General features: G+C 70.6%; 25 protein-coding genes. 12 read left to right on the top strand and 13 right to left on the bottom strand.

The genetic code is table 11. The features are described 5' to 3' along the window. Positions 1-33: 33 nt before the first annotated feature. The 3 genes from D3869_RS14125 to D3869_RS14115 form a co-directional block, all read right to left on the bottom strand. Positions 34-1,095, bottom strand: coding sequence for an AI-2E family transporter (locus D3869_RS14125; protein WP_137140670.1), 1,062 nt, complete (start codon positions 1,093-1,095; stop codon positions 34-36). Beyond that, entirely contained in the window at positions 1,092-1,652 is a 561-nt protein-coding gene (locus D3869_RS14120) for a CDP-alcohol phosphatidyltransferase family protein (RefSeq protein ID WP_137140669.1), read from the bottom strand. Before D3869_RS14120 ends, D3869_RS14125 begins: the two co-directional genes overlap by 4 nt. Before the next feature lie 87 nt (positions 1,653-1,739). Further along, complete coding sequence (locus tag D3869_RS14115; protein WP_137140668.1) at positions 1,740-3,188, bottom strand: DUF2066 domain-containing protein; 1,449 nt, start codon at positions 3,186-3,188, stop codon at positions 1,740-1,742. Between the two features lie 156 nt (positions 3,189-3,344). Between D3869_RS14115 and purM the strand changes: the two genes are divergently transcribed. The 3 genes from purM to D3869_RS14100 all read left to right on the top strand — a co-directional run bounded on the left by purM (position 3,345) and on the right by D3869_RS14100 (position 5,285). Next, complete coding sequence (gene purM / locus D3869_RS14110) at positions 3,345-4,379, top strand: phosphoribosylformylglycinamidine cyclo-ligase (protein ID WP_425490029.1); 1,035 nt, start codon at positions 3,345-3,347, stop codon at positions 4,377-4,379. After that, positions 4,367-5,035 (top strand): phosphoribosylglycinamide formyltransferase, encoded by a 669-nt coding sequence (gene purN / locus D3869_RS14105; protein ID WP_137140666.1) that lies wholly within the window; start codon positions 4,367-4,369, stop codon positions 5,033-5,035. The genes purM and purN overlap by 13 nt, the downstream gene beginning before the upstream one ends. A gap of 100 nt (positions 5,036-5,135) precedes the next feature. Next, the gene (locus D3869_RS14100; RefSeq protein WP_081863166.1) at positions 5,136-5,285 is read left to right on the top strand and encodes an aa3-type cytochrome c oxidase subunit IV; all 150 of its coding nucleotides are present in this window, start codon (positions 5,136-5,138) and stop codon (positions 5,283-5,285) included. A 42-nt stretch (positions 5,286-5,327) separates the two neighbouring features. On the opposite strand, the gene D3869_RS14095 is transcribed toward D3869_RS14100, so the two are convergent. Further along, entirely contained in the window at positions 5,328-5,807 is a 480-nt protein-coding gene (locus D3869_RS14095; RefSeq protein ID WP_137140665.1) for a hypothetical protein, read from the bottom strand. A gap of 194 nt (positions 5,808-6,001) precedes the next feature. Then, positions 6,002-6,424: a nucleoside-diphosphate kinase gene (ndk, locus tag D3869_RS14090; protein WP_014197473.1), complete on the bottom strand. Its 423-nt coding sequence runs from the start codon at positions 6,422-6,424 to the stop codon at positions 6,002-6,004. Positions 6,425-6,626: 202 nt separating this feature from the next. Between ndk and D3869_RS14085 the strand changes: the two genes are divergently transcribed. The 3 genes from D3869_RS14085 to D3869_RS14075 all read left to right on the top strand — a co-directional run bounded on the left by D3869_RS14085 (position 6,627) and on the right by D3869_RS14075 (position 9,978). Further along, positions 6,627-8,522 (top strand): ABC-F family ATP-binding cassette domain-containing protein, encoded by a 1,896-nt coding sequence (locus D3869_RS14085; RefSeq protein ID WP_137140664.1) that lies wholly within the window; start codon positions 6,627-6,629, stop codon positions 8,520-8,522. Continuing rightward, on the top strand, positions 8,519-9,220 hold the full coding sequence (locus D3869_RS14080) for an exopolysaccharide biosynthesis protein (protein WP_137140663.1): 702 nt from the start codon (positions 8,519-8,521) through the stop codon (positions 9,218-9,220). Before D3869_RS14085 ends, D3869_RS14080 begins: the two co-directional genes overlap by 4 nt. Positions 9,221-9,465: 245 nt before the next feature. Beyond that, positions 9,466-9,978, top strand: coding sequence for a class I SAM-dependent methyltransferase (locus tag D3869_RS14075; RefSeq protein WP_236778273.1), 513 nt, complete (start codon positions 9,466-9,468; stop codon positions 9,976-9,978). A 9-nt stretch (positions 9,979-9,987) separates the two neighbouring features. On the opposite strand, the gene D3869_RS14070 is transcribed toward D3869_RS14075, so the two are convergent. After that, on the bottom strand, positions 9,988-10,749 hold the full coding sequence (locus D3869_RS14070; RefSeq protein ID WP_137140662.1) for an SDR family NAD(P)-dependent oxidoreductase: 762 nt from the start codon (positions 10,747-10,749) through the stop codon (positions 9,988-9,990). A 124-nt stretch (positions 10,750-10,873) separates the two neighbouring features. Here D3869_RS14070 and D3869_RS14065 point away from each other — a divergent pair, with 124 nt between their 5' ends. Both D3869_RS14065 and gmk read left to right on the top strand, forming a co-directional pair. After that, positions 10,874-11,740, top strand: coding sequence for a YicC/YloC family endoribonuclease (locus tag D3869_RS14065; protein WP_137140661.1), 867 nt, complete (start codon positions 10,874-10,876; stop codon positions 11,738-11,740). Between the two features lie 24 nt (positions 11,741-11,764). Beyond that, positions 11,765-12,412, top strand: coding sequence for a guanylate kinase (gene gmk / locus D3869_RS14060; protein WP_081863167.1), 648 nt, complete (start codon positions 11,765-11,767; stop codon positions 12,410-12,412). 129 nt (positions 12,413-12,541) lie between these two features. Here gmk and rsmA read toward each other — a convergent pair whose 3' ends face one another. The 4 genes from rsmA to D3869_RS14035 form a co-directional block, all read right to left on the bottom strand. Further along, the gene (rsmA, locus tag D3869_RS14055) at positions 12,542-13,408 is read right to left on the bottom strand and encodes a 16S rRNA (adenine(1518)-N(6)/adenine(1519)-N(6))-dimethyltransferase RsmA (protein WP_137140660.1); all 867 of its coding nucleotides are present in this window, start codon (positions 13,406-13,408) and stop codon (positions 12,542-12,544) included. 52 nt (positions 13,409-13,460) lie between these two features. After that, entirely contained in the window at positions 13,461-14,027 is a 567-nt protein-coding gene (locus tag D3869_RS14050) for a hypothetical protein (protein WP_137140659.1), read from the bottom strand. Between the two features lie 119 nt (positions 14,028-14,146). Beyond that, entirely contained in the window at positions 14,147-15,835 is a 1,689-nt protein-coding gene (locus D3869_RS34460) for an alpha/beta fold hydrolase (RefSeq protein ID WP_282190176.1), read from the bottom strand. A gap of 76 nt (positions 15,836-15,911) precedes the next feature. Next, the gene (locus D3869_RS14035; RefSeq protein WP_247895938.1) at positions 15,912-16,454 is read right to left on the bottom strand and encodes a hypothetical protein; all 543 of its coding nucleotides are present in this window, start codon (positions 16,452-16,454) and stop codon (positions 15,912-15,914) included. 183 nt (positions 16,455-16,637) lie between these two features. Between D3869_RS14035 and D3869_RS14030 the strand changes: the two genes are divergently transcribed. Further along, on the top strand, positions 16,638-18,944 hold the full coding sequence (locus D3869_RS14030) for a hybrid sensor histidine kinase/response regulator (protein WP_137140656.1): 2,307 nt from the start codon (positions 16,638-16,640) through the stop codon (positions 18,942-18,944). A gap of 239 nt (positions 18,945-19,183) precedes the next feature. Beyond that, the gene (locus D3869_RS34455) at positions 19,184-19,306 is read left to right on the top strand and encodes a hypothetical protein (protein ID WP_257722160.1); all 123 of its coding nucleotides are present in this window, start codon (positions 19,184-19,186) and stop codon (positions 19,304-19,306) included. Positions 19,307-19,325: 19 nt separating this feature from the next. On the opposite strand, the gene pdxA is transcribed toward D3869_RS34455, so the two are convergent. The 3 genes from pdxA to D3869_RS14015 all read right to left on the bottom strand — a co-directional run bounded on the left by pdxA (position 19,326) and on the right by D3869_RS14015 (position 22,876). After that, positions 19,326-20,363 (bottom strand): 4-hydroxythreonine-4-phosphate dehydrogenase PdxA, encoded by a 1,038-nt coding sequence (gene pdxA / locus D3869_RS14025; protein WP_137140655.1) that lies wholly within the window; start codon positions 20,361-20,363, stop codon positions 19,326-19,328. After that, entirely contained in the window at positions 20,363-21,808 is a 1,446-nt protein-coding gene (locus D3869_RS14020) for a peptidylprolyl isomerase (RefSeq protein WP_137140654.1), read from the bottom strand. Before D3869_RS14020 ends, pdxA begins: the two co-directional genes overlap by 1 nt. 138 nt (positions 21,809-21,946) lie before the next feature. Continuing rightward, a complete protein-coding gene (locus D3869_RS14015) occupies positions 21,947-22,876 on the bottom strand; it encodes an LptF/LptG family permease (protein ID WP_247895845.1) in 930 nt (309 codons plus the stop codon). A 314-nt stretch (positions 22,877-23,190) separates the two neighbouring features. Here D3869_RS14015 and D3869_RS33765 point away from each other — a divergent pair, with 314 nt between their 5' ends. Beyond that, complete coding sequence (locus tag D3869_RS33765; protein ID WP_247895844.1) at positions 23,191-23,838, top strand: M17 family peptidase N-terminal domain-containing protein; 648 nt, start codon at positions 23,191-23,193, stop codon at positions 23,836-23,838. 58 nt (positions 23,839-23,896) lie between these two features. Next, entirely contained in the window at positions 23,897-24,250 is a 354-nt protein-coding gene (locus D3869_RS33760) for a hypothetical protein (RefSeq protein WP_247895843.1), read from the top strand. The last annotated feature ends 38 nt before the right edge of the window (positions 24,251-24,288 follow it).

Genomic DNA, 24,288 nt, shown 5'->3' with positions numbered 1-24,288 from the left:
GGTCATAGGACAGGGGTCATGAGGCGGAGGCCATCAGGAAGGGGTACCGCGGTAGTAGGGGCTGTCAAGATAGCGCCCCAATGCGAAGCGTGTCAGCACCCCGATCACCGCCGCCACCGGAACCGCCAGCAGGACGCCGACGAAACCGAACAGCGACCCGCCGGCCAGCAGGGCGAAGATCACCCAGACCGCGTGCAGCCCGACCTTCTCGCCCACCAGCTTCGGCGTCAGGACGTTGCCCTCCACCGCCTGCCCGAACAGGAAGATCGCGATGACGATGGCGATTCGCCACGGGTCGTCGAACTGCAGCAGGGCCAGCCCGGTGCTCGACACGAATCCGAACAGCGAGCCGACATAGGGGATGAAGGACAAAAGCCCCGCCATCAGCCCGATCACCAGCCCGAAATCCAGCCCGGCCAGCGACAGCGCCACCGCGTAGAACACGCCCAGCACGAGGCAGACCAGCGCCTGCCCGCGGACGAATCCGGCCAGGGTCTCGTCGACCTCGCGCGCCTGCTCGCGGATCGTCGCGGCGTGGTGCAGGGGCAGCCAGCCGTTCACCTTGGCGACCAGGATGTCCCAGTCGCGCATCAGGTAAAAGGCGACGATGGGCGTGATGAACATCACCGACAGCACGTCGAACAGCGCGAGCCCGCCGGACAGGATGTGCTTCAGCACCCGGCCGACCCAGCCGACCACGTCCCCGGCGTAGTTGCCGGCAGCACCGCGCAGTCGCTCCACGTCCTCCGGCGACAGGCGGTGCACCAGCCGGTCGAGCATCGGCATCAGCCGGTCCCGCGCCGCGTTGGCGTAGTTGGGCAGCACCTCGATCAGGTGGGACACCTGCGACTGCACCAGCGGCAGCAGCAGCAGGACCATCACCACCAGGACCAGGACGAAGGACAGCAGCACCAGCGTCGTCGCCAGCCAGCGCGGCAGGCGCCAGCGCTCCACCCGGTCGACCACCGGATCGAGCAGATAGGCCACCGCCAACCCCACCACGAAGGGCAGCAGCATGCCCGACAGCAGCCACAGGGCGAGGACGAAGAGGCCAAGCCCGATCAGCCAGAAGCGGATCTGCTTGCCCGCCGTCACGGCACCCCTCCGTGCCGGCTGAACAGAAGCCCGCCGCGGTAGACATAGGCCAGCCCCGACAGCACCGTCGTCGCCGCGCAGACCCAGATCAGCAGAGGAACCAGTTCCCGCCCGAACAGCTGAAACTCCGGCAGCCCCAGCCCCGCCGGGGCCAGCACCGCCGCCGCCAGGGCGAGCTGCACCGCCGTGTTGATCTTGCTGACGTAGAGCGGCTGCATCGCCAGCGACTCCTTCAGCGTGTAGAGCAGCATCACCCCGCCGACGATCATCAGGTCGCGGAAGACCACCAGGATGACCAGCCACAGCGGCAGCACGCCGATGTGTCCCAGCGAGACGTAGACGCTGACCAGCAGCGCCTTGTCGGCGATCGGGTCGAGATAGGCGCCCAGCACCGTGCGGGCGCGGAACATGCGGGCCACGGCGCCGTCCACGGCGTCGGACACCCCCGCCCCGACGAACAGCCAGAAGGCGACCCCCAGCTCCCCGGCCAGGATGAAATAGACGGCGACCGGCACCACCAGGATGCGGCCGAAGGTGATGATGTTCGGAATGCTCACCGCGGTGCCTTCTGCCGTTGTCCCCTACGCCGCCGTCCCATTAAGGGCCGGCCCGGCCCTTTTGTAACGCCGTCACGCCCTCTCCCGTCACGGGCGCGCCGTGCCGGCGGGCAACGTGCCCAGAATGCGCGGCGGCGCCCCCGGCGCGGCCTGCGGCGCGCCGACCGGGGCCGGCGTCACGCTGGGATAGGCCGACGGCGCGGCGGTGGCCGGCGAGAAGGCCGAGGGAGACGCCGGGACGGACGCCGGCGAAACGGCGGCGGGCTGCGCCTGGGACGCCCCGGCGCCTTTCGCCAGCACCTGAAGCTGCCATTCCGGCGTGGGCGCGGCCGGCGGAAGCGGCTGGCCCGGTACGGGGACCGGAACTGGTGCTGCGACCGCCCCGGTGCGGGCGAGGCCGAGATCGCGGCGGGCCAGCGCCTGGCGCAGCCGCTCCACGTCGCCGCGGTGGGTCAGCGCGACCAGCGCCTCGTAGCGGCTGATCGACAGAACGTCGGTGCGGGTCACGGCGTTGACCATGCCCAGCCGCTTGCGCGTCTCCACCCAGTCGTTGAGGCTGCCCAGCGGCACGCGCACCAGCGTCGCCTGCTCCGGCCCGCTCGCCACGGTGTTGTCGCGGCGGTAGGATTCATCGATGGCGGCCGACACGAAGGTCGTCGCACGGGTCAGGAAGTCGCCGGCCCGGTCGGCCATGTCGGCCTTCACGTTGACCGTCTGCGTGTCCCGCGCGCCGTCGGGGGTGTAGTGGGTCACCTCGACCGCCAGCGGACGGCCGAGATCGAGCCCGCCCGCCGGCAGGTCGGTCTTGGCGACGACCACGCCCCCGGCGTTGTAGCGCTGGGCGATGCGGGCCAGCGCCTCAGGGTCGCCGGACAGCGCCTCGTTCACGCCGATGGCGGAGATGTCGGCCAGTTCGCCGTCCGGGACGACCAGCGGCACCAGCGAGGCGCCGGTCTGCCGGCCCTCCCAGGCTTCGCGCCAGTCGGTGCGGTCCTCCCACAGGACGGGGCGTCCGTCGACGACGGTGACCGGCAGGATCACGTAGGGCCGGGCCGGCGGCTCGACATACTGCTGGCCGCCGCCGGCCAGCGTCTCGCGCACCGGGTTGGGGCGGAAGCGCACGGTGATGCTGCCCACATAGCGCGTGGCCGACACCTTCTCGTCGTCGATCTCGAAGCCCTGGACCAGCCGGGCGAGTTCGATGTCCGACACCCGCGGCACGCTGCTGGCGGTGGGGACAAGGCGCTTGTACAGCTCCGCCCAGGCCTTCACCTGCGCGTCGCGGATCGCCTGATCGCGGGCGGCGTTGGCGTTGGCGGCGCTGACGTCCACCTTCACGCCCGACACGGTGAAGGGGTCCGCCGCCGGAACCGTTGCGGGAGCCGTCCCAGGCGTTGCCCCTGGAGCGGCTGGGGCCGCCACCGCGGGTGGAGCGGCGCCGGTCACCTGCGCGTCCACGGGGCCGGCCGGAACGGCCAGGGCCACGGTGATGGCGGCGAAGCCCGCAAACAGCGGCGCATGGCGGCGGTGGAGCATTGCAAAGCCTTCCGATTCGAGTATGTTCGGCCCGTTCCCTATTGACCCGGCCCAAATTGACCCGGTTCAGGTGGCCCAGGTATATAGCTCAGCCCAAGCGAGGATACCATCAGCACCCAGTCTAATAACACGTCCGACGCCTACAAGCAGGCCGGCGTGGACATTGATGCGGGCAACGCGCTCGTTGACGCGATCAAGCCGCTCGCCCGTTCCACCGCGCGCCCGGGCTCCGACGCCGGGCTGGGCGGGTTCGGCGCCCTGTTCGACCTGCGCGCGGCCGGGTATCACGACCCGCTGCTCGTCGCCACCACGGACGGCGTTGGCACCAAGCTGAAGGTCGCCATCCTGGCGAACCGGCACGACACGGTGGGCATCGACCTCGTGGCGATGTGCGTGAACGACCTCGTTGTCCAGGGCGCGGAGCCGCTGCTGTTCCTCGACTACTACGCCACGGGCAAGCTGGACGTCGCCGCGGGCCGCGCCATCGTCGCCGGCATCGCGGAAGGCTGCCGTCAGGCCGGCTGCGCGCTGGTCGGCGGCGAGACGGCGGAGATGCCGGGCATGTACGCCGAAGGCGACTACGACCTCGCCGGCTTCTCGGTCGGCGCCGTCGAGCGCAAGGACGCGCTGACCGGCGCCACCGTGCAGGACGGCGACGTGGTGCTCGGCCTCGCCTCCTCCGGCGTGCATTCCAACGGTTACTCGCTGGTCCGCAAGCTGGTGGAAAAGTCCGGCCTCGGCTACGACTCGCCCTGCCCCTGGGACGCCGGGAAGACGCTGGGCGAGGCGCTGCTGACCCCGACCCGCATCTATGTGAAGAGCACGCTGGCCGCGGTGCGCGCCGGCACGGTGCGGGCGATGGCCCACATCACCGGCGGCGGCCTGATCGAGAACATCCCGCGCGTCCTGCCGGACGGGCTGGGCGTCACGCTCGACGCGTCCAAATGGCCGCTGCCGCCGGTCTTCAACTGGCTGATGAAGACGGGCGGGCTGACCCCGCTGGACATGGCGCGCACCTTCAACACCGGCCTCGGCATGGTCGTCGTGGTCCCGGCGGACAAGGCGCAGCAGGCGGCCGAGATCCTGGCCCAGGGCGGCGAGACGGTCTTCACCGTCGGCACCGTCCACGCGGTCAAGGACGGCGACGCCCGCGTCACCGTCACCGGCATGGACACGGCATGGTCGGCCTGACGCCCGACACCCTGAAGGTCGGAGTCCTGATTTCCGGGCGCGGCAGCAATCTGCAGGCGCTGATCGACGCCTGCGCCGCCCCGGGCTTTCCGGCGGAGATCGCGCTGGTGCTCTCCAACAAGGCCGATGCCTACGGGTTGGAGCGCGCCGCCGCCGCCGGGATTCCGGTCGCCGTGGTCAGCCACCGCGACTTCCCCGGCGACAAGCGCGCCTTCGAGGAAGCCATGGACGCGCGCCTGCGCGAGGCGGGCGTCGAGCTGGTCTGTCTGGCCGGCTTCATGCGGCTGCTGTCGCCCTGGTTCGTCGAGCGCTGGCACGACCGGATGATCAACATTCACCCGTCGCTCCTGCCCTCTTTCAAGGGGCTGGACACGCACCAGCGGGCGCTGGACGCCGGGGTGCGCTTCCACGGCTGCACCGTGCATTACGTGCGCGCGGAGATGGACGAGGGGCCGATCATCGCCCAGGCCGCGGTTCCGGTGCAGCCCGGCGACGACGCCGACCGGCTGTCCGCCCGCGTGCTGGAGGCCGAACATCGGCTTTATCCCCAGGCGCTGCGCCTGATCGCCGAGGGCCGCGCCCATGTCGAGGACGGCCGGGTGACCCTGTCAGGCCCGGCGGCGGACCTGCCGACGCTCATCAACCCGCCGGCCTGAGCCGTCCCGAGCGGGGCCTTTGGCCAAGCGGGACCCTTGCCGCAACCGTCCGCGCTCCCCACATTCTCCGCCGGAACCATAACAGGGGAGGCAGAGGGCGATGGCGGTTACGGAACACGGCCACAATCCGGTCAGCGAGGATGTCGTTCGCCGCCACGAGGCGGGCTGGCACGCCTTCACCCGCTTCTTGACGCTGGCGACCGCGGGCGTGATCGCCGTGCTGGTCTTCATGGCGATCTTCCTGGCCTGACGGACCTGTCGGGCGACCAACCGGAAAACCGTGGCGGGGCGCTTACGCCCCGTCCGGCAGGCGGCCGAGCAGCAGGTCGCGCATTTCGCCGACCAGCGCGTCCACCTGCTGCTCCCATGCCTCGGTGCCGCCCTGGATGGCGTGCATGACGTGGGTCGCGAGGTGGATCAGCGAGGCGCGCACGCAATCCTCCGCCGGGAAATCCAGCCCCACCGTATCCTGAAGGAACTGGCCGAGCTGGTCGGCGGAGTTCCAGGGATGGACGATCACCGTGTCGAAGCCGCTGGTCCCCAGGAACACCGCGTTCAGGGCCGTCGCCTGCGCGTTGATGGCGTCGATGGCCGCGTCCTGCTCGACGTTGCCGCGCAGCACCTCCTGGAAGGCCGCCAGGCACTGGTCGACATAGCCGCGCACCAGCAGTTCCACCACGCCCGGATCGCTCAGGTCGTTCCTGCCCTTCACGAGGGGCGGCAGCGGTTCCAGCAGGGCCGCGACGATCGGCTTGACGTCCGGATTTTCCATGGCGGGGGTACTCCTAGCGGTAGAATCCCCGAATACTCGACTTCGCCACGCCTGTCCACGACGCCGTGACCCGGCGCGGGCGACAAGTTGCGGGCGGGCGGCCCTGAATCGGCTCTGAATCGTCCCTGAATCGAAAAGGGCCGCCCCGGTCGGGACGGCCCTTCGCGCAAGGCTGCGAAGCGGACGAGCCGCGATCAGCCCACCAGCTCGATGCCGGCGAAGAAGAAGGCGATCTCCTGGGCGGCGGTCTCCGGAGCGTCCGAACCGTGCACCGAGTTGGCCTCGATCGACTCGGCGAACTCCTTGCGGATGGTGCCCTCGGCGGCGTTGGCCGGGTTGGTGGCGCCCATGATCTCGCGGTTGCGGGCGATGGCGTTCTCGCCTTCCAGGACCTGGAGCACGACCGGGCCGGAGATCATGAAGGAGACGAGGTCGTTGAAGAACGGACGCTCGCGATGCACGCCGTAGAACTGCTCGGCCTGGGCCTTGGACAGCTGGACGCGCTTCTGCGCGACGATGCGCAGGCCGCCGTCCTCGAACTTGGCATTGATCTTGCCGGTCAGGTTGCGGCGGGTGGCATCGGGCTTGATGATCGAGAGGGTGCGTTCGACGGCCATGGCGGTGGGCTCCTGCTGGAAATGCGTTATGGGCGCCGCTGGTTTGGCCGGGGCGCCGATTGCGCGGGGTTATATAGGCGCTTTTCCGCCACGGCAACCGGTTCGTGAGGCCGCTTCGCGTTGCTTCGCGCGGCTGCCATGAAGGGTTGCCCCGCGGGTCCCGCTTCAAATCGCGGTTTCCCCGTGGTAAACCGGCGCCGATATGCTGCACATCAACGACCTGACGTTCCGCTACGGCGGACGTGTGCTGTTCGACCGCGCCACCGCGGTCGTGTCGAAGGGCCACCGCGTGGCGCTGGTCGGCCGCAACGGCACCGGGAAATCCACCCTCCTCAAGCTCATCGCCGGCCAGCTCCAGACGGACGCCGGAGCCATCGGCGTGCCCACCGGCACCAAGATCGGCATGGTGGCGCAGGAGGCCCCGAGCGGCGCCACCACCCTGATCGACGCCGTCCTGGCCGCCGACACGGAGCGCACCGCCCTGCTGGCCGAGGCCGAGACGGCCACCGACCCCATGCGCATCGGCGAGATCCACGCCCGGCTGGCCGACATCGAGGCGCATTCGGCGCCGTCGCGCGCCGCCCAGGTGCTTTCCGGCCTGGGGTTCGACGCCGACGCGCAGGCGCGGCCCTGCTCCGACTTCTCGGGCGGCTGGCGGATGCGCGTGGCGCTGGCCGGCGTGCTGTTCGCCCGGCCCGACCTGCTGCTGCTCGACGAGCCGACCAACCACCTCGACCTGGAGGCGACGATCTGGCTTGAGGGGTACCTCAAGAACTACCCCCACACGATCCTGCTGGTCAGCCACGACCGCGACCTCTTGAACTCGGTCCCCACGACGACCATCCATGTGGACCAGGGCAAGCTGGTGACCTACGCCGGCAACTACGACCAGTTCCTCAAGCAGCGCCGCGCCAACATGGAGCGGTTGCAGGCCATGGCGACCAAGCAGGAGGCCAAGCGCAAGCACATGATGGCCTTCGTCGAACGCTTCCGCTACAAGGCGACCAAGGCCCGGCAGGCGCAGAGCCGGCTGAAGGCCCTGGAGAAGCTGGAGACCATCACGCTGATGGAGGACGACGCCGAGGTCGTCTTCAACTTCCCCCAGCCGGACGAGATGGCGCCGCCGCTGATCGCGCTGGACGGGGTGACCATCGGCTACGGCGACCGCGCCATCCTGCGCCGCGTCAACCTGCGCATCGACATGGACGACCGCATCGCCCTGCTCGGCGCCAACGGCAACGGCAAATCGACGCTGGTGAAGCTGCTGGCCGGACGGCTGGAGGCGATGGCCGGCGAGGTGAAGCGCCCAACCAAGCTGCGCGTCGGCTATTTCGCCCAGCACCAGCAGGACGAGCTGGACCTGTCGCTGACCCCGATCCAGCAGACCCAGCGCATCATGCCGCTGGCGCCGGAGGAGAAGGTGCGCGCCCATCTTGGCCGCTTCGGCTTCCAGCAGAGCAAGGCGGAGACCCGCATCGCCGACCTGTCCGGCGGCGAGAAGGCCCGGCTGCTGCTGGCGCTGATGAGCCGCGAGACGCCGCACATCCTGATGCTGGACGAACCGACCAACCACCTCGACGTGGACAGCCGCGAGGCGCTGATCGAGGCGATCAACGGGTTCGAGGGCGCCGTCATCCTCATCAGCCACGACCCGCACCTGATCGAGCTGACCGCCGACCGGCTGCTGCTGGTGGCCGACGGCACGGTGCAGCCCTACGACGGCGACCTCGACGACTACCGCCGCTTCCTGCTCGACCGCGCGCGGGCCGAGCGCGCCGCCGCGAAGGGCGGCGAGCCGGCGGACGCCGGGGCCAGCCGCAAGGACCAGCGCCGCGCAGCGGCGGAAGCCCGCGCCACCCTGGCCCCGCTGAAGAAGAAGGCCACCGACGCGGAGTCGCAGGTCAACAAGCTGACCGAGGAGAAGCGCAAGATCGAGGCGAAGCTGGCCGATCCCGCCCTCTACAGCGGTCCCAGCGACAAGCTGCAGAAGCTGCAAATCGACCTCGGCGTCGTGGACAAGAAGCTGTCCGCCGCCGAGGAGGCGTGGCTGGACCATCTCGAAGCCTATGAGTCGGCGGCGGCGGAGGCCGGCGTATGAGCGTGCCGCGCAACGTGGCCTTCACCGGAGCGGGCTCGCTCCCCGCGACCGCCGCCCGTCGCGGGCGGCAGGACCATGGGGAAGAGCGGACCTCCGACGTCCTGGCGGCCTTCCGCGCCAACCTGCCGGAGGGGCGGGTGTCGCTGGGCGACCTGATCCAGGCGCTGGGCGACCGCTCGCTGGGAACCATCCTGCTGGCCCTGTCGCTGCCGACCATCGCGCCGGTGCCGCTAGGCGTGTCCTGCCTGTTCGACCTGCCGATCCTTCTCTTCTCCGCCCAGATGGCCTTCGGCAAGCGCGGCGCCGCCCTGCCCGGCTGGATCCTGCGCCGCTCGGTCAGCCGCTCCCTCGCCGCGCGGATGATCGACAAGGCGATGCCGCGGCTGACCGCCATCGAGAGGATGCTGAAGCCGCGCCACAGCCGCTTCGCCAGCATCGACGGGGAGCGCTGGTTCGGCGTGCTGGTCCTTCTGCTGTCGCTGACCTGCGTAGTGCCACTGCCGCTGACCGGCTGGCTGCCCGGCTTCGCCCTGGTCCTGCTGTCGCTGGGCCTGATCGAGCGCGACGGGGCCGCCGTCGCGGTCAGCCTCGCCCTCACCGTGGCGGGTCTGGTCTTCTTCGCGCTGGTCGCCAGCGGCCTGTCCTATGCCGGCCAGACCCTACTGGCCGTCACGTCATATCCCGCGTTTATGGCATAGCTCCCGCCGCTGCGGCCGGTTGCGGGGGAACCCCGGATGCGACATAAGTGCGCTCAGGGATTGTTAGGTTCGGGACCCCCCGAGGCTCCAGCTTGTTTAGCCCCGGGGTAAAACGCTCAACAGCCAACGGCGAAAGGCCGATCATGACACCAACGGAAATCACCGTCGCGGAGAAGCAGAAAAGCGGCAAGACGCCGCCGGCCGCGTGGCTTTTCTTCCAGCGTTGGTTGGCAAATCCCCTTTCCATGGGTTCCGTTACACCATCCTCGGGCGCGCTCTGCCGGCTGATCGGCGAGCAGGTGCTGTGCGGGCCGGATCAGGTCGTCGTGGAGTTCGGCGGCGGCACCGGCGCCATCACCAAGGCCCTGCTCCAGCGCGGCATCCCGGGCAACCGCATCTTCACCTTCGAGATCGACGACCACCTGTCGCGCTTCCTGCGCGGGCACTACCCGGACGTCAACGTCGTCCATGACGACTGCCGCAAGGCCGCCGACATCCTCGGTCCGGAGCTGGTCGGCAAGGTCGGCACGGTGGTCATCGGCATCCCCATGCTGAACCTGCCGATGCGCGCCCAGAAAGAGGTCGTCGAGGCCTGTTTCCGCATCCTGCCCGAGGGCGGGCGCTTCGTTCTCTACACCTACGGCCTCGTGTCGCCGCTGAACCAGCGCGCGCTGGGCGTCAAGGGCAAGCGGCTGGGCTTCACCCCGCTGAACGTCCCGCCGGCCTCCGTCTGGGGCTATTGGAAAGCCAAGCCCTGATTTCCCTTCTCATTCCTTGCGCGGCGCCTGCCGCAGCAGGACATCCGTCAGTCCCACCGGCAGAGCCGCCATCAGCCACACGGCGGCGGCCATCGGCCAGGGGAAGGCGATGCGCGCCCGGTTGCGGGCCAGCCCGCTCTTGATGACTTGGGCGGCGCGGTCCGTCTCCATCAGGAAGGGCATGGGGAAGCGGTTCACCGCGGTCATCCGGCTTTTCACGAAGCCCGGACAGATCACCGTCACGCCGATCCCCTGCCCCGCCAGATCGCCGCGCAGCGACTCGCCGTAGACCCGCACCGCCGCCTTGCTGGCGCAATAGGCGGGCGCGCCGGGCATGCCGCGGAAGCCGGCCAGCGAAGCCATCAGGGCGATCTGCCCGCGCCGCCGCGCCTGCATGCCGGGCAAGAGCGGGTGGACGCTGTTCAGCACGCCGTCCACATTCACCTGGAAGATGCGCCGCGCCTGCTCGGCGCTCTCCACCCCGCCCCCGGTCCCGGCGGAGATTCCGGCGTTGGCGATGACCAGATCGACCGGCGCGCGGGCGTCCAGCGCGCTCAGCCACCCCGCCATCGCCGCGCGGTCCGCCGCGTCGACCAGCGCCGTTTCCACCGCCGCCCCGGCGGCGCGGCAGCGCTCCGCCACCGCGTCCAGCCTTGCGGAGTCGCGCCCGCTCAGGGCTAGCGCGACGCCGGGGACGGCGTAGGCCAGGGCCAATTCCTCCCCGATGCCGCTGGACGCCCCGGTGATGACGATCGAGCGCGGATCGCGCATGCCCCTTTCCCCCTTGTCCCTGACGCTTGTTGCCTTGGCCGCCCGACGCTATAACGTGAGCCTCCCGATCCCACAAATACTCGTCGAGGCCGCTTTGCCCGCCCAACGCTCCGCCGTTTCCAGCATGACCGGTTTCGCACGCGTGGACGGGCATGCCGACGGCTACAGTTGGACCTTCGAGGTGAAGAGCGTCAACGGGCGCAACCTCGACATCCGCTGCCGCCAGCCCGCCGGCTTCGACACGCTGGAGGCCGCCGCCCGCGCCGAGATCCCCAAGCGGCTGGCCCGCGGCAGCGTCAACCTGAACCTGACCGTCACCCGCAGCCAGTCGGTGTCGCAGCTCCGCATCAACCGCGAGCTTCTCGCCCAGGTGCTGGAGCTGGCGCGCGAGATCGAGGGCGCCGGGGCCGCCCCGCCGCGGCTCGATTCGCTGCTCGCCGTCCGCGGCATCATCGAGCCGGTGGAAGAGGACGAGGGCGACGCGCGGGACCGGGTGGAGGCCGCGCTGAAGGCCGACCTCGGCCGGCTGATCGGCGAACTCGTCACCGCCCGCTTGGCGGAAGGGGCGCGTCTGGTCACCGTCCTGAACGGCCATCTCGACGAGATCGAGCGGCTGATCACCGCCGCCGCCGCCTGCGCCAGCACCCAGCCCGAAGCCTTGCGCGAACGGCTGCGCAGCCAGGTCGCCGCCCTGCTCGACGCCGCCCCGGCCCTGCCGGAGGAGCGGCTCGCCCAGGAGGCCGCCATCCTGATCGCCAAGGCCGACGTGCGCGAGGAGATGGACCGGCTGCGCGCCCACATCCAGGCCGCCCGCGACATGCTGGCGGAGGGGGGCGCCATCGGCCGCCGCTTCGACTTCCTGTGCCAGGAATTCAACCGCGAAGCCAACACGCTGTGCTCCAAGTCCGCGGACGTGGAGCTGACCCGCATCGGCCTGTCGCTGAAAGCCTCCATCGAGCAGCTTCGCGAGCAGGTCCAGAACATCGAGTGACGTCCGACCCATGCCCGAGACCATATGCCTGAGACCATGAACACGAAGATCGCCCGGCGCGGCCTGATGCTCGTGCTGTCCTCCCCCTCCGGGGCGGGCAAGACCACCATTTCGCGCCGCCTGCTGGACCGCGACCCCGGCATCACCCTGTCGGTGTCCGTCACCACCCGGCCGATGCGCCCCGGCGAGCAGCCGGGCGTCCATTACTATTTCGTCGACATGCCGGAGTTCGACCGCATGGCCGGCCAGGGCGAGCTGCTGGAGCACGCCCGCGTGTTCGGCAACTGCTACGGCACGCCGCGCCACGCCGTGGAGACGGCGCTGAGCGCCGGGCGCGACGTGCTGTTCGACATCGATTGGCAGGGCATGCAGCAGCTGGCCGCTAACGCCCGCGCCGATCTGGTCAGCGTCTTCGTCCTGCCGCCCTCGGGCACCGAGCTGGAGCGCCGCCTGCACTCCCGCGGCCAGGACTCGGCGGAGGTGATCGCCCAGCGCATGGCCAAGGCGTCGGACGAGATCAGCCACTGGGGCGAGTACGATTACGTGATCGTCAACAACGACGTGGACGAGAGCGTCACCGCGGTCCAGGCCATCCTGCGCGCCGAGCGGCTGCGCCGGACGCGGCAGGTCGGGATGCCGGCCTTTGTGGAGAGCGTGCAGGCGGCGCTGTAAGGCGGCGGCGTACGGCCCCCACCCTTCCCACGGCTTCGCCGCGGGCCCCTTCCCTCCCCCGCTTCGCAAGGGAGGGAGATTTGTCCCCTCCCCTGCGAAGCGGGGGAGGGTCAGGGTGGGGGCAAGGACCTATCGCGCCTTGAACGCCCGCGCCAGCGCCGCGAACCCCGCCACATCCACCTCCTCCGCCCGCGCGGTCGGCTCGATGCCGGCGGCGGCCAGCAACGCCTCCGCGTTCCCCAGGCTCTTCAAGCTCTGGCGCAGCATCTTGCGGCGCTGGCCGAAGGCGGCGGCGGTCACCTGCTCCAGCGCCTTCCACTCCGCCGGCTCCGGGTTGGCGCGCGGGGTCAGGTGGACGATGGTGGACTCCACCTTGGGCGGCGGGGTGAAGGCCTTGGCCGGCAGGTTGAACAGCACCCGCGCGTCCGACCGCCACTGCGTGATGACCGACAGGCGGCCGTAGGCCTTGCTGCCCGGCTTGGCGACCAGACGGTCCGCGACCTCTTTTTGGAACATCAGCGTCAGGCTGACGAACTCATCGATCCGCCCCAGCCAGCCGATCAGCAGCGGCGTCGCCACGTTGTAGGGCAGGTTCGCCACGATGGCCCGCGGGGCCGGCGCGATTTGAATGGGATCGACCTCCAGCGCGTCGCCCTCGACGATGGACAGCCGCCCGTCCGCCGCCTGGATCACGTCCTGCAACGCCTCGATGAAGCGGTGGTCGCGCTCGATGGCGATGACCTGCTTCGCCTTCGTCGCCAGAAGCGCGCGGGTCAGCCCGCCCGGACCGGGGCCGATCTCCACGACCGTCACGCCGGTCATGTCGCCCGCCGAGCGCGCGATGCGGCCCGTCAGGTTGAGGTCGAGCAGGAAGTTCTGCCCCAGCGCCTTGCGGGCATCCAGCCCGAAGCGGGCGATCACCTCGCGCAGCGGCGGCAGGGCCTGCGGGTCGAAAACAGCGGGCATGGGGGCGGAGTCGGGCGTGGCGTCGGTCATGGCCGCACTTATAGGACGGCGCAGGCCCGCCGTCATCAGCCGCGCGTCATCGTCACCCCTCGCTCTTGAGCGCGATGTTCTCCGGCGTGGCGTCGAGCCGGCCCGTGCAGGTGATGCGGCGCCCATCGTCGAAGGCCTGGGACGGCTTCGGCCCGATGGTCACCTGCAACACCACCTTGTCCGCCAGCTGGTCGCCGAGATCCTGGGGCCGGTCGCCGCCCTGGGTGTCGTGGCTGAACACGCTCTCCAGATACCAGGCCGCCCCGCCGGCCCCTTGCGGCCCGCCGCGGACCAGCGCGCCGGCCAACCGGGTGTAGACGTCCTTGCACACCTCCTCGGTCCGGTTGCGCGGCAGATCGACGAAGTTGGCGTAGGCGACGATCCGCCGGTCCTGGAAACGGTAGAAGACGCCACTGCGCGACACCTCCGTCCGCAGATCGCGGGACAACCCGTCCACCGTGTCGTGCAGGTCGCCGCGCAGGCGGGTCATGCCCCAGTCGAGCAAGGTCACCGGCTCCCGCGCCAGCCAGTCCAGCGCGTCGCGGGCCTGAACCGGCCCTGAGACGAAAGACAGCAACATGAAGGACGGCAACAGGACGAGCGCGGCGAAACCCCTCATGGCGTCGGGCCTCCGGACCATCGTTGCGGCGCAACCGTAGCAGCGATGCTAAGCCAGGAGCGCGGCCATAGCCAGCCGGATTCCGGGCCGCATGCCACGCCCACGCCGGGGTACCCCCGTCAGTCCTCCAGCAGGAAGTCGCGCACCGCGGCGATCTGGTCCGCGGTCATCAGCGCCGGGGCGTGGCCGGTGTGGGCGAACTCCACCAGGCGGGCCGTGGGGCCGCGGCGGGTCATCTCCTCCGCCGTTTCCGCCGGAAGAATGTCCGAGGTGGCGCCGCGCAGCACCAGAACCGGGCAGCGGATGCGGTCCCAGACCGCCCACAGGTCCACATCCTCCATCGGCTGCGCCTTGAAGGCCTCGGCGATGGCCGGGTCGTAGGCGAGGCCGTAGCAGCCGTCCGGGCGCAGACGGGCGCTGTGCTCCGCCATGTGGCGCCACGCCTCGTCGGAAAGCCGCCCGAAGCCCATCAGGACGAAGCGCAGATAGGACTCCACCGCCGCCAGATCCTCGAACACCGGGTCCTTGCCGACGTAATCGGCGATGCGCTGCAAGCCCGCCTTCGGGATGAAGGGGCCGATGTCGTTGACCACCAGCCGGCGGATCGGGCTGTCGGGCTGGGCGGCCAGCAGCATGCCGATCAGCCCGCCCATGGAGGTGCCGACCCAATCCACCGACTCCACCCCCAGCCGGGCGATCAGCGCCGCCATGTCGGCGCAGTATTGCGGGTAGCCGTAAAGCGTCGGGTTGCTCAGCCGGCCGCTCTTGCCGCGCCCCACCACATCCGGGCAGGCGACGCGGTAGCGGTCGGCCAGATCGAGCGCCAACGCGTCGAAATCACGGCCGTTGCGGGTCAGGCCATGCACGCAGACCGCGGTGCGGGCCGCGTCCTCGCGCCCCCACTGGGTGTAGGCGACGCGGTGGAACCCCGCCGCGCTGAGGCCGAGAAAGCTGCGTTCGGACATCGGCACGGGTGGCCCCTCCCCTGTTGGTTCGTTCTCAGCCCTTGCCGGGCTTTGCCAGTTCCGCCGCCTGCCGGACGACCATGGGCGACGGGTCGGCCGCCGCGGCGTCGAAGGGATGCCGCGGCGCGTCGTACAAGCGGCGGATGGCGCGCACGTAGTTCCGCGTCTCCTCGTAGGGCGGAACGCCCCGGAAGCGGTCCACGGCCCGCTCCCCCGCGTTGTAGCCGGCAAGGGCCAGCGTAACGTCCCCTGGAAATAGGCCAAGAGCCAGCGCAGGTAGCGCACGCCGCCGCGGATGTTCTGGGCGGGGTCGAAGACGTCGGACACGCCGAACCGCTCCGCCGTGTCGGGGATGAGCTGCATCAGCCCCGCCGCCTCCTTCGGCGACACCGCGTCGGAGCGGAAGGCGCTCTCCACCCGGATCACCGCCATGACCAGCGCCGGGTCGAGGCCGTACTGGGGCGCGGTCTTGTGGACCAGCGCGATGATCTCCGGCGGCGGGGGCAGCGCCTCGCGCAGCGGGGCGGCGCCGGGGCGGCACCAGGGACGGACATGGCCCATGCGGCCCGGTACGTAGGCGACCAGCCGCCGCGCCTCCTTGTGGCCGCGCGACGCCGCGGCGCGCAGCCACGCCGTGCCGACCCGCTGGTCGCGCCTCACCCCGACGCCGAACAGGAAACGCCGCGCCATGCGGTAGGACGCCTCCGGATCGCCCTTCTCCGCCGCCTCGCAGTCGGCCATGCGCGACTCGCGCGAGGAGACGGAGCCGGACTTGCCCGCGGCGAGGGCGGCGGGGGCCGCCAAGGCGACGAAAAGGGCGAAGGTCAGGGGGAGGAAACGCACGGGTTGGCCTTGGAACGGTCTGCAAAACCGCATTGATATGAGGCTGCCTGCAGGACACGGCAAGCGCAGGGCAGGGTTACCCTCTTTTCGACACAGCGCGCAGGTGGTTGCGCAGCGACCGCGCCCAGCCGCGGACGACCGCCAGCGCCGGCCCAACCGCCCCGCGCACCCGCCCCGCCACCCGCTTGGCGGCCTGCCAGGGCGGCAGCGCGGTGAGCCAGGCCAGCCAGCGCACCACCCGGACGTAGCACCAGGCGAAGGCCGGGATGGTCAGCAGCTTGTCCTTGCCGATGTGAAACAGCCGCTCGACCAGCGTGACCTTGACCAGTTCCACGGCCCCGAGCAGCAGCGCGCCCTGGACCGCGTGCCCGGTCCCCATCAGGTACAGGCCGACCGGCTTCAGCGGCTCCAGAATCACCAGCGGAACCACGAACAGCGCCAGCGTCGGATAGGGGCCGAGCCGGCGGATGCGCGCGGCCAGCCGTTCGGCGAAACGCTGCCGACCGATCCAGGCGGCCAGCGGGCGCAACGCCTCCAGCGCCACCGCGTCGATCAGGAAATAAACCAGCGCGGCGACGGTCAGCAGAGGGCGTAGCACGAGGCGGCGCAATAGCCCCATCATCCTCCGCCCAAAGGCCCGGTCGAAAGTCCCAGATGGAGAGTTTCCGTTCGAGGTAGCCATTAGGTCTTTCGTCGGGCGTACAGGGGCGTTTCGGTGGCTTGGGTTCGCTGCGGATTTCCACTATCTAACGTTTCTGACATCGCGCGTCCGTCCCCTCGTCCACTCTCGGTGCGCCCCATCGTGCTCGGCCATTACGATCCTTACCTCGTTGCGCTGTCCGTTGTCGTGGCCTCTTTCGGCGGCTATGTGGCCCTGGACCTCGCCTCCCACGCGCGGGACGCCGGGCGGGGACGGAACGGCTGGCTGGGCGCCGCCGCGCTGGCCCTCGGTGCGGGGATCTGGTCGATGCACTTCATCGGCATGATGGCGATGCGCATGCCCATGCCGGTGTCCTATGACATCCTGCTGACCGCGCTTTCCTTTTTCCTGGCGGTCGGGGTGTCGGGGACCGGCCTCTTCGCCGTGGCGCACGGCGGAGGCGGCCGGGCGACCCTGGCGGCGGCGGGTCTGCTGACCGGCTTCGGGATCGTTTCCATGCACTACGTCGGCATGGCCGGCATGCGGCTGCCGGTGCCGCTGATCTACGACACGCTTCTGGTCGTCGCGTCGGTGGTCATCGCCGTCGCCGCCTCGACCGCCGCGCTCTGGCTCGCCTTCCGCACGGCCAGCCCCCTGCAGCGCCTGTCCGGCGCGCTGGTGCTCGGCGCCGCGGTGGTCAGCATGCATTACATCGGCATGGCCGCCGCCAACGCGGACGTAACCGCCATTGGGCATGCCGCCAATACGGACGCCGTCCCGACCGGGGACGACCTCGGTTTCGTGCTGTCGACCCCATCCCTGGCGGTGGGGACCGGGGTGGGGACGCTGCTGATCCTCTCGCTGGGGCTGCTCTCCGTCCTGATCGACCGGCGCCGCTCGGCGGAGCGCGCGGCGGGGCAGGAGGCGCGCTACCGCGCCGTCGTCGACTCCGCCGTCGACCCCATCGTGGTGATCGACGAGACCGGCACCATCCAGTCCTTCAACCGGGCGGCCGAGACGACCTTCGGCTACGGCGCGGCGGAGGCCGTCGGCGCGAACGTCCGCATCCTGATGGCGGAGCCGCACCACTCCGCCCATGACGGCTACATGGCGCATTTCCGCGAGACCGGCGAGCGGCGGATCATCGGCATCGGGCGCGAGGTCGAGGGCCGGCGCAAGGACGGTTCCCTCTTCCCGCTGGAGCTGTCGGTGGCCGAATGGCACGACGGGCGGCAGCGCCTGTTCACCGGCATCATGCGCGACATCACCGCCCGCAAGGCGGCGGAGGACGCCCTGCACCGCGCCAAGGCGGAGGCGGAGCGCGCCCGCGAGGAGGCGCTGACCGCCCGCGACAACGCCGAACGGGCGGACATGGCCAAGACCAAGTTCCTCGCCGCGGCCAGCCACGACCTGCGCCAGCCCGTGCAGTCGCTGTTCTTCTTCGCGCACGCCCTGTCCGACCGGCTCGACGGCCATCCCGCCTCGCCCCTGCTGGCGAGCATGAGCGAGTCGCTGAACGGCCTGCGCACGCTGCTGGACAGCCTGCTGGACGTGTCGCGGCTGGACGCCGGGGTGGTCACCCCCGCGGTGACGGAGTTCGCGCTGGGCCCGCTGCTGCAGCGCCTCGCCGACGAATATCGCGGCCGCGCGGCGGAGGTGGGGATCGCGCTGCGCCACGTCCCCACCGACGGCTGGACGCGCAGCGACCCGGCGCTGGTCGAGCGCATCCTGCGCAATCTCGTCGAGAACGCCATCCGCTACACGGAGAGCGGGCGTATCCTGATCGGCTGCCGCCGCACCGGCAAAGACCTGCGGATCGAGGTGCTCGACACCGGCATCGGCATCCCCGAGAACAAGCGCGACGAGGTGTTCGTCGAATTCACCCAGCTCGCCAACCCCGAACGCGACCGGCGCAAGGGGCTGGGGCTGGGGCTCGCCATCGTGCGGCGGCTGGCCGGGCTGCTCGGCCATGAGGTGACCCTGCGCTCCCAGCCGGGACGGGGCAGCGCCTTCGGCCTGACCGTACCGTCGGTCGCGCCGCGCCAGGTGATGAAGACCTGCCGCCCGGCCGCCCAGTCCGCCGCCCAGCCCGCCGCCAACGGCGGCAAGGGTCTGGTCGTGGTGGTGGAGGACGACGCCATCATCCTGCTCTCCATGCGGACGATGCTGGAGGAGTGGGGGTACGAGGTGGTGGCCGCCGTCTCCGCCGACGAGGCGGTGGGCACGCTGACCAGCCTCGGCCAGCGCCCCGACATGATCGTCGCCGATTACCGCCTGCGCGAGGGACGGACAGGGCTTCAGGCCATCCGCGACATCTACGGGGTGTGCGGGGTGCGGGTGCCCGCGCTGGTGCTGACCGGCGACACCGACCCCGCGCGCATCGCCGAGGTCCAGCAGAGCGGCCACCGCCTGCTGCACAAGCCGGTGGCCCCCGAGGTGCTGCGCAACGCCCTGAACTCCGCGGCCTAAAGCGAACTTCCGTTCGCTTTAGAATCATAGCGCCTCATTCGCCGGCGGGCTCCGGTCGCATGTGCGACCGGGACCGCCGGCGCGGTCCAAAGCGGATTGCAATCCGCTTTAGGCGCGCTTTCCCCGGCCGCCCCCGGCCGAGACCCGAGTGTGGTTGAAAGCGCGCTCCGCCCCGCTTATGGTCTTGGAAAAAGGCGCGTTTGCGCCGAAACCAGAATCAGGTTCCAGGAGCGCCCCCCATGAAAGCCATGCTGCTCGGCTTCGCCGCCGCCATCGTCATCGCCGTCGGCGCGTCGGTCGCGCTGACCTCCATCGACCACAGCTCGGCCAGCCGCTTCTCCAGCAGCTCGGTCCGCCTCTGAGGGTCAGGCGCGGCGAAGGTCAGGCGCGGCGGCGGGCGGCCATGGCCTCCGCCGTCGTCAGGGCGGCGATCAGGCTCGACGCGCCGGCCTTGCCCGTGCCGGCGATGTCCAGCGCCGTCCCATGGTCCGGCGAGGTGCGGACGAAGGGCAGCCCCAGCGTGATGTTGACCCCCGTGTCGAAGTCGATGGTCTTCAGCGGGATCAGCGCCTGATCGTGGTACATGCACAGCGCCGCGTCGTAGCCGCGCCGCGCCGCCGCGTGGAACAGCGTGTCGGCGGGCCGCGGCCCCACCGCGTCGATTCCCTCCGCCCGCAGGTCGGCGACCGCCGGGGCGATGACGTCGATCTCCTCCCGCCCCATGGCGCCGCCCTCCCCCGCGTGGGGGTTCAGGGCGGCGACGGCCAGCCGGGGCCGCGCGATGCCGAAGTCGCGGGCCAGCGCCGCCGCGGTGACCCGCCCGGCGTGCAGGATCGCCTCCCGCGTCACCAGCGGCACGGCGTTGCGGACGGAGACATGGATGGTCACCGGCACGACGCGCAGATCCTGCGCGGCCAGCATCATCACCGGCTCATCGGTGAGCCCGGCCAGATGGGCCAGATATTCGGTATGTCCAGGATGGCGGAAGCCGGCGGCGTAGAGCGCCGACTTCTGGATCGGGTTGGTGACGACCGCCGCCGCCTCCCCGCGGCGGACCAGCTCGACCGCCCGGTCGATGCTGGCGATCACCGCGGCCCCGTTGGCCGGGTCCGGCCGGCCCGGCGTGACCGGGGCCGCCAGCGGCTGGGGCAGCACCGGCAGCGCCGCGCCGAACAGCGCAGCACCCTCGGCCATGCTGCCCACCGCCCTGACCGGCACCGGCAGGCCGAGCCGGGCGGCGAGCGCCTCCAGGCGGGCGGGATCGTCGAGAAGGACGAAGGGCGGCACCGCGCCGTCCGCGCGGGCCGCCCCGGCCTTCCCCTGAGCTTCCGCCCAGGCCTTCAGTGCGATCTCCCCGCCGATCCCCGCCGGCTCGCCCATGGTCAGGGCGAGCGGCGGCCGGACGCCGGATTCGGTCATCAGTTGCGGATCTCCACGAAGGCGGTGCGGCGCAGGTCGCGCAGGTAGCGGCGGGCCAGCAGGTCGGCGCGCTCGTTGATCAGGTCGCGCTCGATCTCCTCGCGCGGCGGCATCTTGATGTCCTTGGGGTCGATCGGCGGCGGGGCCGGGGCGGCGACCGGCTGCGGCTCGGCCTCCGGCGGCGGCTCGATCATCGGCACGTCACGCTTGCAGACGATCAGGATGACGGCGCCGCCCGGGCTCATCAGCACCGGGCTGGGCTGGCCGAGCGGGATGCCGACGGCGAGCTGCTGGAGGCCCGGCGCGAGGTCCTTGACCCGCAGCGTGCCCATGTCGCCCGACTCCGGAATGCCCATGGCGCGGGCCTTCTCGTCGAAGTCGGTGCAGCTCTTGATTGACTTGCGCAGCTTCTCCGCCTGGGCCTGGACCGCCTTCAGCTCCTCCTTCGAGGGGGCCGGGATGACGATCTGCTTCATGTTGACCTTGGCCTTGGCCAGATCGGGCTTCGGCTGGGCGCGCGGGCGCGGCGGCGGGGCCGGCGGCGGAGCGGTCGAGGCGTTGCTGCCGAAGGGCCGCTGGTCGCGCACCAGCAGGACGTGATAGCCGGTCGCCGTGCGGACCGGCGAGGAGAGCTGGCCGGCGCGCATGGTGGACAGGGTCTTGTCCAGCTCGGCGTTCAGCTCGCCCGTGCGGACCCAGCCCATGTCGCCGCCCGAGGCGGCGCCGGCGGACTGCGAGAACTGGCGGGCCAGCGCCGCGAAGTTGCCGCCGCGGCGCACCTCCTCGACCAGCCGTTCGGCGTTGCGCCGCACCTCCTCGTCCTGGTCGGGGCTGTCGACGGCCAGGAAGATCTCGGCCACCAGATACTCCGGCTTGCCGATGTTGGCCTTGATGCGCTGCATCACGGCGTCGATCTCCTCGTCGCCGATCACCACCTCCTGCCGGATGCGGCGCTGCATCACCCGCTGCCAGGACAGCAGCGCCCGCACCTGCTCGCGCAGGGTGGAGACCGGGACGTTCTGCGCCTTCAGCATGGCTTCGAGCTGCGGGCGGCCCATGCGGTTCTGTTCGGCGATGCGCCCGATGGCCTCGTCGATCTCCTTGGACGGCACCGAGACGCCGAGGCGCTTGGCCTCCTGAAGCTGGAGCCGCTCGTCGACCAGCTGGCGGAGCACCTGCGGGGTCAGGCGCTGGCGCGTCTCCGCGCTGTCCTGGGCACCGGCGTTCAGCAGGGCGAGGCGGATGCGCGCGTGCACGTCGGACAGCGAGATGACCTCGTCGTTCACGACGGCGGCGATGCGTTCCGCGGGGCCTTGCGTTCCCGCAGCAGGGCTGTTTGGAGCGTTGGGAGCCCGCGTCTGGGCCGCGGCGGGCGCGCCGGCGGCAAGAAGGGCGCAGGCGGTCGCCACGGCGAAGGCAGACCGGACGGCTCGCAAACTCTGCATGGTGCTCCAGACTCCAGAGGTGGTTGCCGTTTAATACGGCCCCCCGGGCGCGTGTAAACGGAATCGTGGGTCGTATCCTGGAACGGAATTGTGTCCAAAGACCGGGCGGTCGGCGTCAGCCCTGCTCCGGATCCGGCGTCAGCCGTCCTCCAGATGCAACAGCACCGCGGTGCCCAGAAGCACGCTGACACAGGCCGGGCTCCAGGCCGCCATGGCCAGCGGGATGGTTTCGGAGATGCCGAAGGTGCGGATCACGTCGGTCATCACGAACAGCACGAACCCGGTCAGAACGCCGCCGGACACCATGGTCATCGTGCCGCCGCGCCGCGGCAGCCGCAGCGAGAAGGCCGCGGCGAACAGCACCATCGCCACATAGAGCAGGGGCTGCGACAGCAGCGACTGGTAATGCAAGCGGTGCCGGACCGCCGGGAAGCCGGTGGCCTCCAGCGTGCGGATGAATTGCGGCAGATCCCAGAAGGAGATCGTCTCCGGCGCGGCGAAGCTCTCCTCGATGGTGGTCCGGTTCAGCTCCGTCGGAATGACGTAGGCCGGAACCGTCTCCGACTCCTTCTTGCCCAAGTTGATCGTGGCGTCCTGCAACTCCCACTTCCGGTCGCGCAGCACGGCGCGCGGCGCGTCGACCCGGCCGATGTAGGTCATGTTGGTGTCGAAGCGCAGGACGATCACCTGGCTCATCTCGAAGGTCAGCGGGTTCACGCCGTCGGCGTGGATGAAATACTGCTCCCCCGCCTCCTGCTGGCGCAGCCAGAGGCCGCTGCGCGAGACGTCGAAGCTGCTCGACTTCAGTTTCAGATAGCGGTCCTGAAGCTGGTTGTACTTGGCGATGAAGACGGCGCCGACCGGGTTGATCATCGTCACCTTCACCGCACCGATCATCAGCGCGGCGATCAGCACCGGGGTCAGGAACTGCCACGCCGACACGCCGACCGCGCGGGCCACCACCAGCTCCGCGCTGCGCGTCAGCCGCCAGAAGGTGAACATGCCGCTGAACAGGATCACGAAGGGAAAGATCTGCTGGCCGATCTCCGGCAGCTTCAGCAGGGCCATGCGCAGGACAGCCAGAAGGTGATGTCGGCTTGGTCCCGGCGCGGCGCAGCAGTTCCACGACGTCGAGCAGCAGGATGATCGACAGCAGGATGCCGAGCAGCAACAGGAACCAGGTGACGAACTGGCGCCCGATGTAGCGCGACAGCGTGGCGGATGAATACATGGGCTCCGGCCTCCCCGGCCGATCGACGGGCGGTACGCGGCGCGCCGGGGCTTCCACCACGGCGTGCCGGGGCTATGTACTGCGGACGGGCGCGGGAAACAACCGGTCCGCGCCTTGACAGGGCGCACGGGAAGGTCTTTATCCAGGGTGGTTGCGGATCGATCCCACCCGCCCGGCGCCGCGCGCCGGCCGTCCCAGCCGAGAGGAGCCGAGAGGAGCCGATGAAGTTCGCCTTTGCGAAGCCCGCGCTGCCCAAGTCCGGCACCGTCGCGTCACCGTCGCCACCGATCGCGCGCTCGGCGCCGCGGGGCAGGATCTCGACCAGAAGACGGGCGGCACGCTGTCCCGCGCCATGAAGGCCAGCCGCTTCACCGGCAAGAAGGAGGAGACGCTGGCGATCCTCGCGCCGGCCGGGGTCGAGTTCGACCGCGTCCTCCTGGTCGGCATCGGCAAGGGCGAGGATCTGTCGGAGGCTGCCCTCCAGGCGTCGGCGGCTCCATCGTCGCCGCCCTGGACAGTCCGGAGAGACCGAGGTCTCCGTCCTGCTCGACTGCCGGACGGCGGCACCGTGGCCCCCGACGCCGCGGCGGCGGAGCTGGCCTTCGGCGCGCAGCTGCGCTCCTACCGCTTCGACAAATACCGGACGACCGAGAAGAAGGAGGCCAAGCCCTCCCTCAAGAAGATCATCGTCCTGACCGCGGAGCCGGACGCCGCCAAGCGCGCCTACGGCCGCCTGGAGCCGCTGGCCGAGTCCGTCGCCTACACCGCGATCTGGTGTCGGAGCCGGCCAACGTCCTGAACCCGGAAAGCCTCGCTGACCGCTGCCGGGACCTGACCGACGTCGGCCTGCAGGTGAGGTGCTGGACCTCAAGAAGCTGAAGAAGCTCGGCATGGGCGCTCTGATCGGCGTCGCCCAGGGCAGCGCCTTTGAGCCGCGCGTCGTCGTGATGCGCTGGGACGGTGCCCCCGACGCCGAGGATCGCCGCCCGCTCGCCTTCATCGGCAAGGGCGTGACCTTCGACACCGGCGGCATCTCCATCAAGCCCGCCGCCGGGATGGAGGACATGAAGTGGGACATGGGCGGCGCCGCGGTGGTCATCGGCACCATGCGCGCCCTGGCCGCCCGCAAGGCGAAGGTGAACGCCGTCGGCATCGTCGGCCTGGTCGAGAACATGCCGTCCGGCACCGCGCAGCGGCCGGCGACGTGGTGACCTCGCTGTCCGGCCAGACCATCGAGGTGATCAACACC

The organism is Azospirillum brasilense, assembly GCF_005222205.1.
GTDB classification, from domain to species: Bacteria; Pseudomonadota; Alphaproteobacteria; order Azospirillales; family Azospirillaceae; genus Azospirillum; species Azospirillum brasilense_G.
This window is presented reverse-complemented; position numbering and strand designations above follow the sequence as displayed.

Bases quoted from the DNA above. Each gene is read 5' to 3' on its own strand.
- D3869_RS14115 (WP_137140668.1), bottom strand. From the start codon at position 3,188: ATGCTCCACCGCCGCCATGCGCCGCTGTTTGCGGGCTTCGCCGCCATC.
- D3869_RS14065 (WP_137140661.1), top strand. From the start codon at position 10,874: ATGACCGGTTTCGCACGCGTGGACGGGCATGCCGACGGCTACAGTTGG.
- D3869_RS14070 (WP_137140662.1), bottom strand. From the start codon at position 10,749: ATGCGCGATCCGCGCTCGATCGTCATCACCGGGGCGTCCAGCGGCATC.
- gmk (WP_081863167.1), top strand. From the start codon at position 11,765: ATGCCTGAGACCATGAACACGAAGATCGCCCGGCGCGGCCTGATGCTC.
- D3869_RS14015 (WP_247895845.1), bottom strand. From the start codon at position 22,876: ATGGCCCTGCTGAAGCTGCCGGAGATCGGCCAGCAGATCTTTCCCTTC.
- D3869_RS34455 (WP_257722160.1), top strand. From the start codon at position 19,184: ATGAAAGCCATGCTGCTCGGCTTCGCCGCCGCCATCGTCATCGCCGTC.
- D3869_RS14035 (WP_247895938.1), bottom strand. From the start codon at position 16,454: ATGGGGCTATTGCGCCGCCTCGTGCTACGCCCTCTGCTGACCGTCGCC.
- D3869_RS14100 (WP_081863166.1), top strand. From the start codon at position 5,136: ATGGCGGTTACGGAACACGGCCACAATCCGGTCAGCGAGGATGTCGTT.
- purN (WP_137140666.1), top strand. From the start codon at position 4,367: ATGGTCGGCCTGACGCCCGACACCCTGAAGGTCGGAGTCCTGATTTCC.
- rsmA (WP_137140660.1), bottom strand. From the start codon at position 13,408: ATGACCGACGCCACGCCCGACTCCGCCCCCATGCCCGCTGTTTTCGAC.
- D3869_RS14075 (WP_236778273.1), top strand. From the start codon at position 9,466: ATGGGTTCCGTTACACCATCCTCGGGCGCGCTCTGCCGGCTGATCGGC.
- pdxA (WP_137140655.1), bottom strand. From the start codon at position 20,363: ATGACCGAATCCGGCGTCCGGCCGCCGCTCGCCCTGACCATGGGCGAG.
- D3869_RS14085 (WP_137140664.1), top strand. From the start codon at position 6,627: ATGCTGCACATCAACGACCTGACGTTCCGCTACGGCGGACGTGTGCTG.
- D3869_RS14050 (WP_137140659.1), bottom strand. From the start codon at position 14,027: ATGAGGGGTTTCGCCGCGCTCGTCCTGTTGCCGTCCTTCATGTTGCTG.
- D3869_RS14080 (WP_137140663.1), top strand. From the start codon at position 8,519: ATGAGCGTGCCGCGCAACGTGGCCTTCACCGGAGCGGGCTCGCTCCCC.
- D3869_RS14020 (WP_137140654.1), bottom strand. From the start codon at position 21,808: ATGCAGAGTTTGCGAGCCGTCCGGTCTGCCTTCGCCGTGGCGACCGCC.
- D3869_RS14095 (WP_137140665.1), bottom strand. From the start codon at position 5,807: ATGGAAAATCCGGACGTCAAGCCGATCGTCGCGGCCCTGCTGGAACCG.
- ndk (WP_014197473.1), bottom strand. From the start codon at position 6,424: ATGGCCGTCGAACGCACCCTCTCGATCATCAAGCCCGATGCCACCCGC.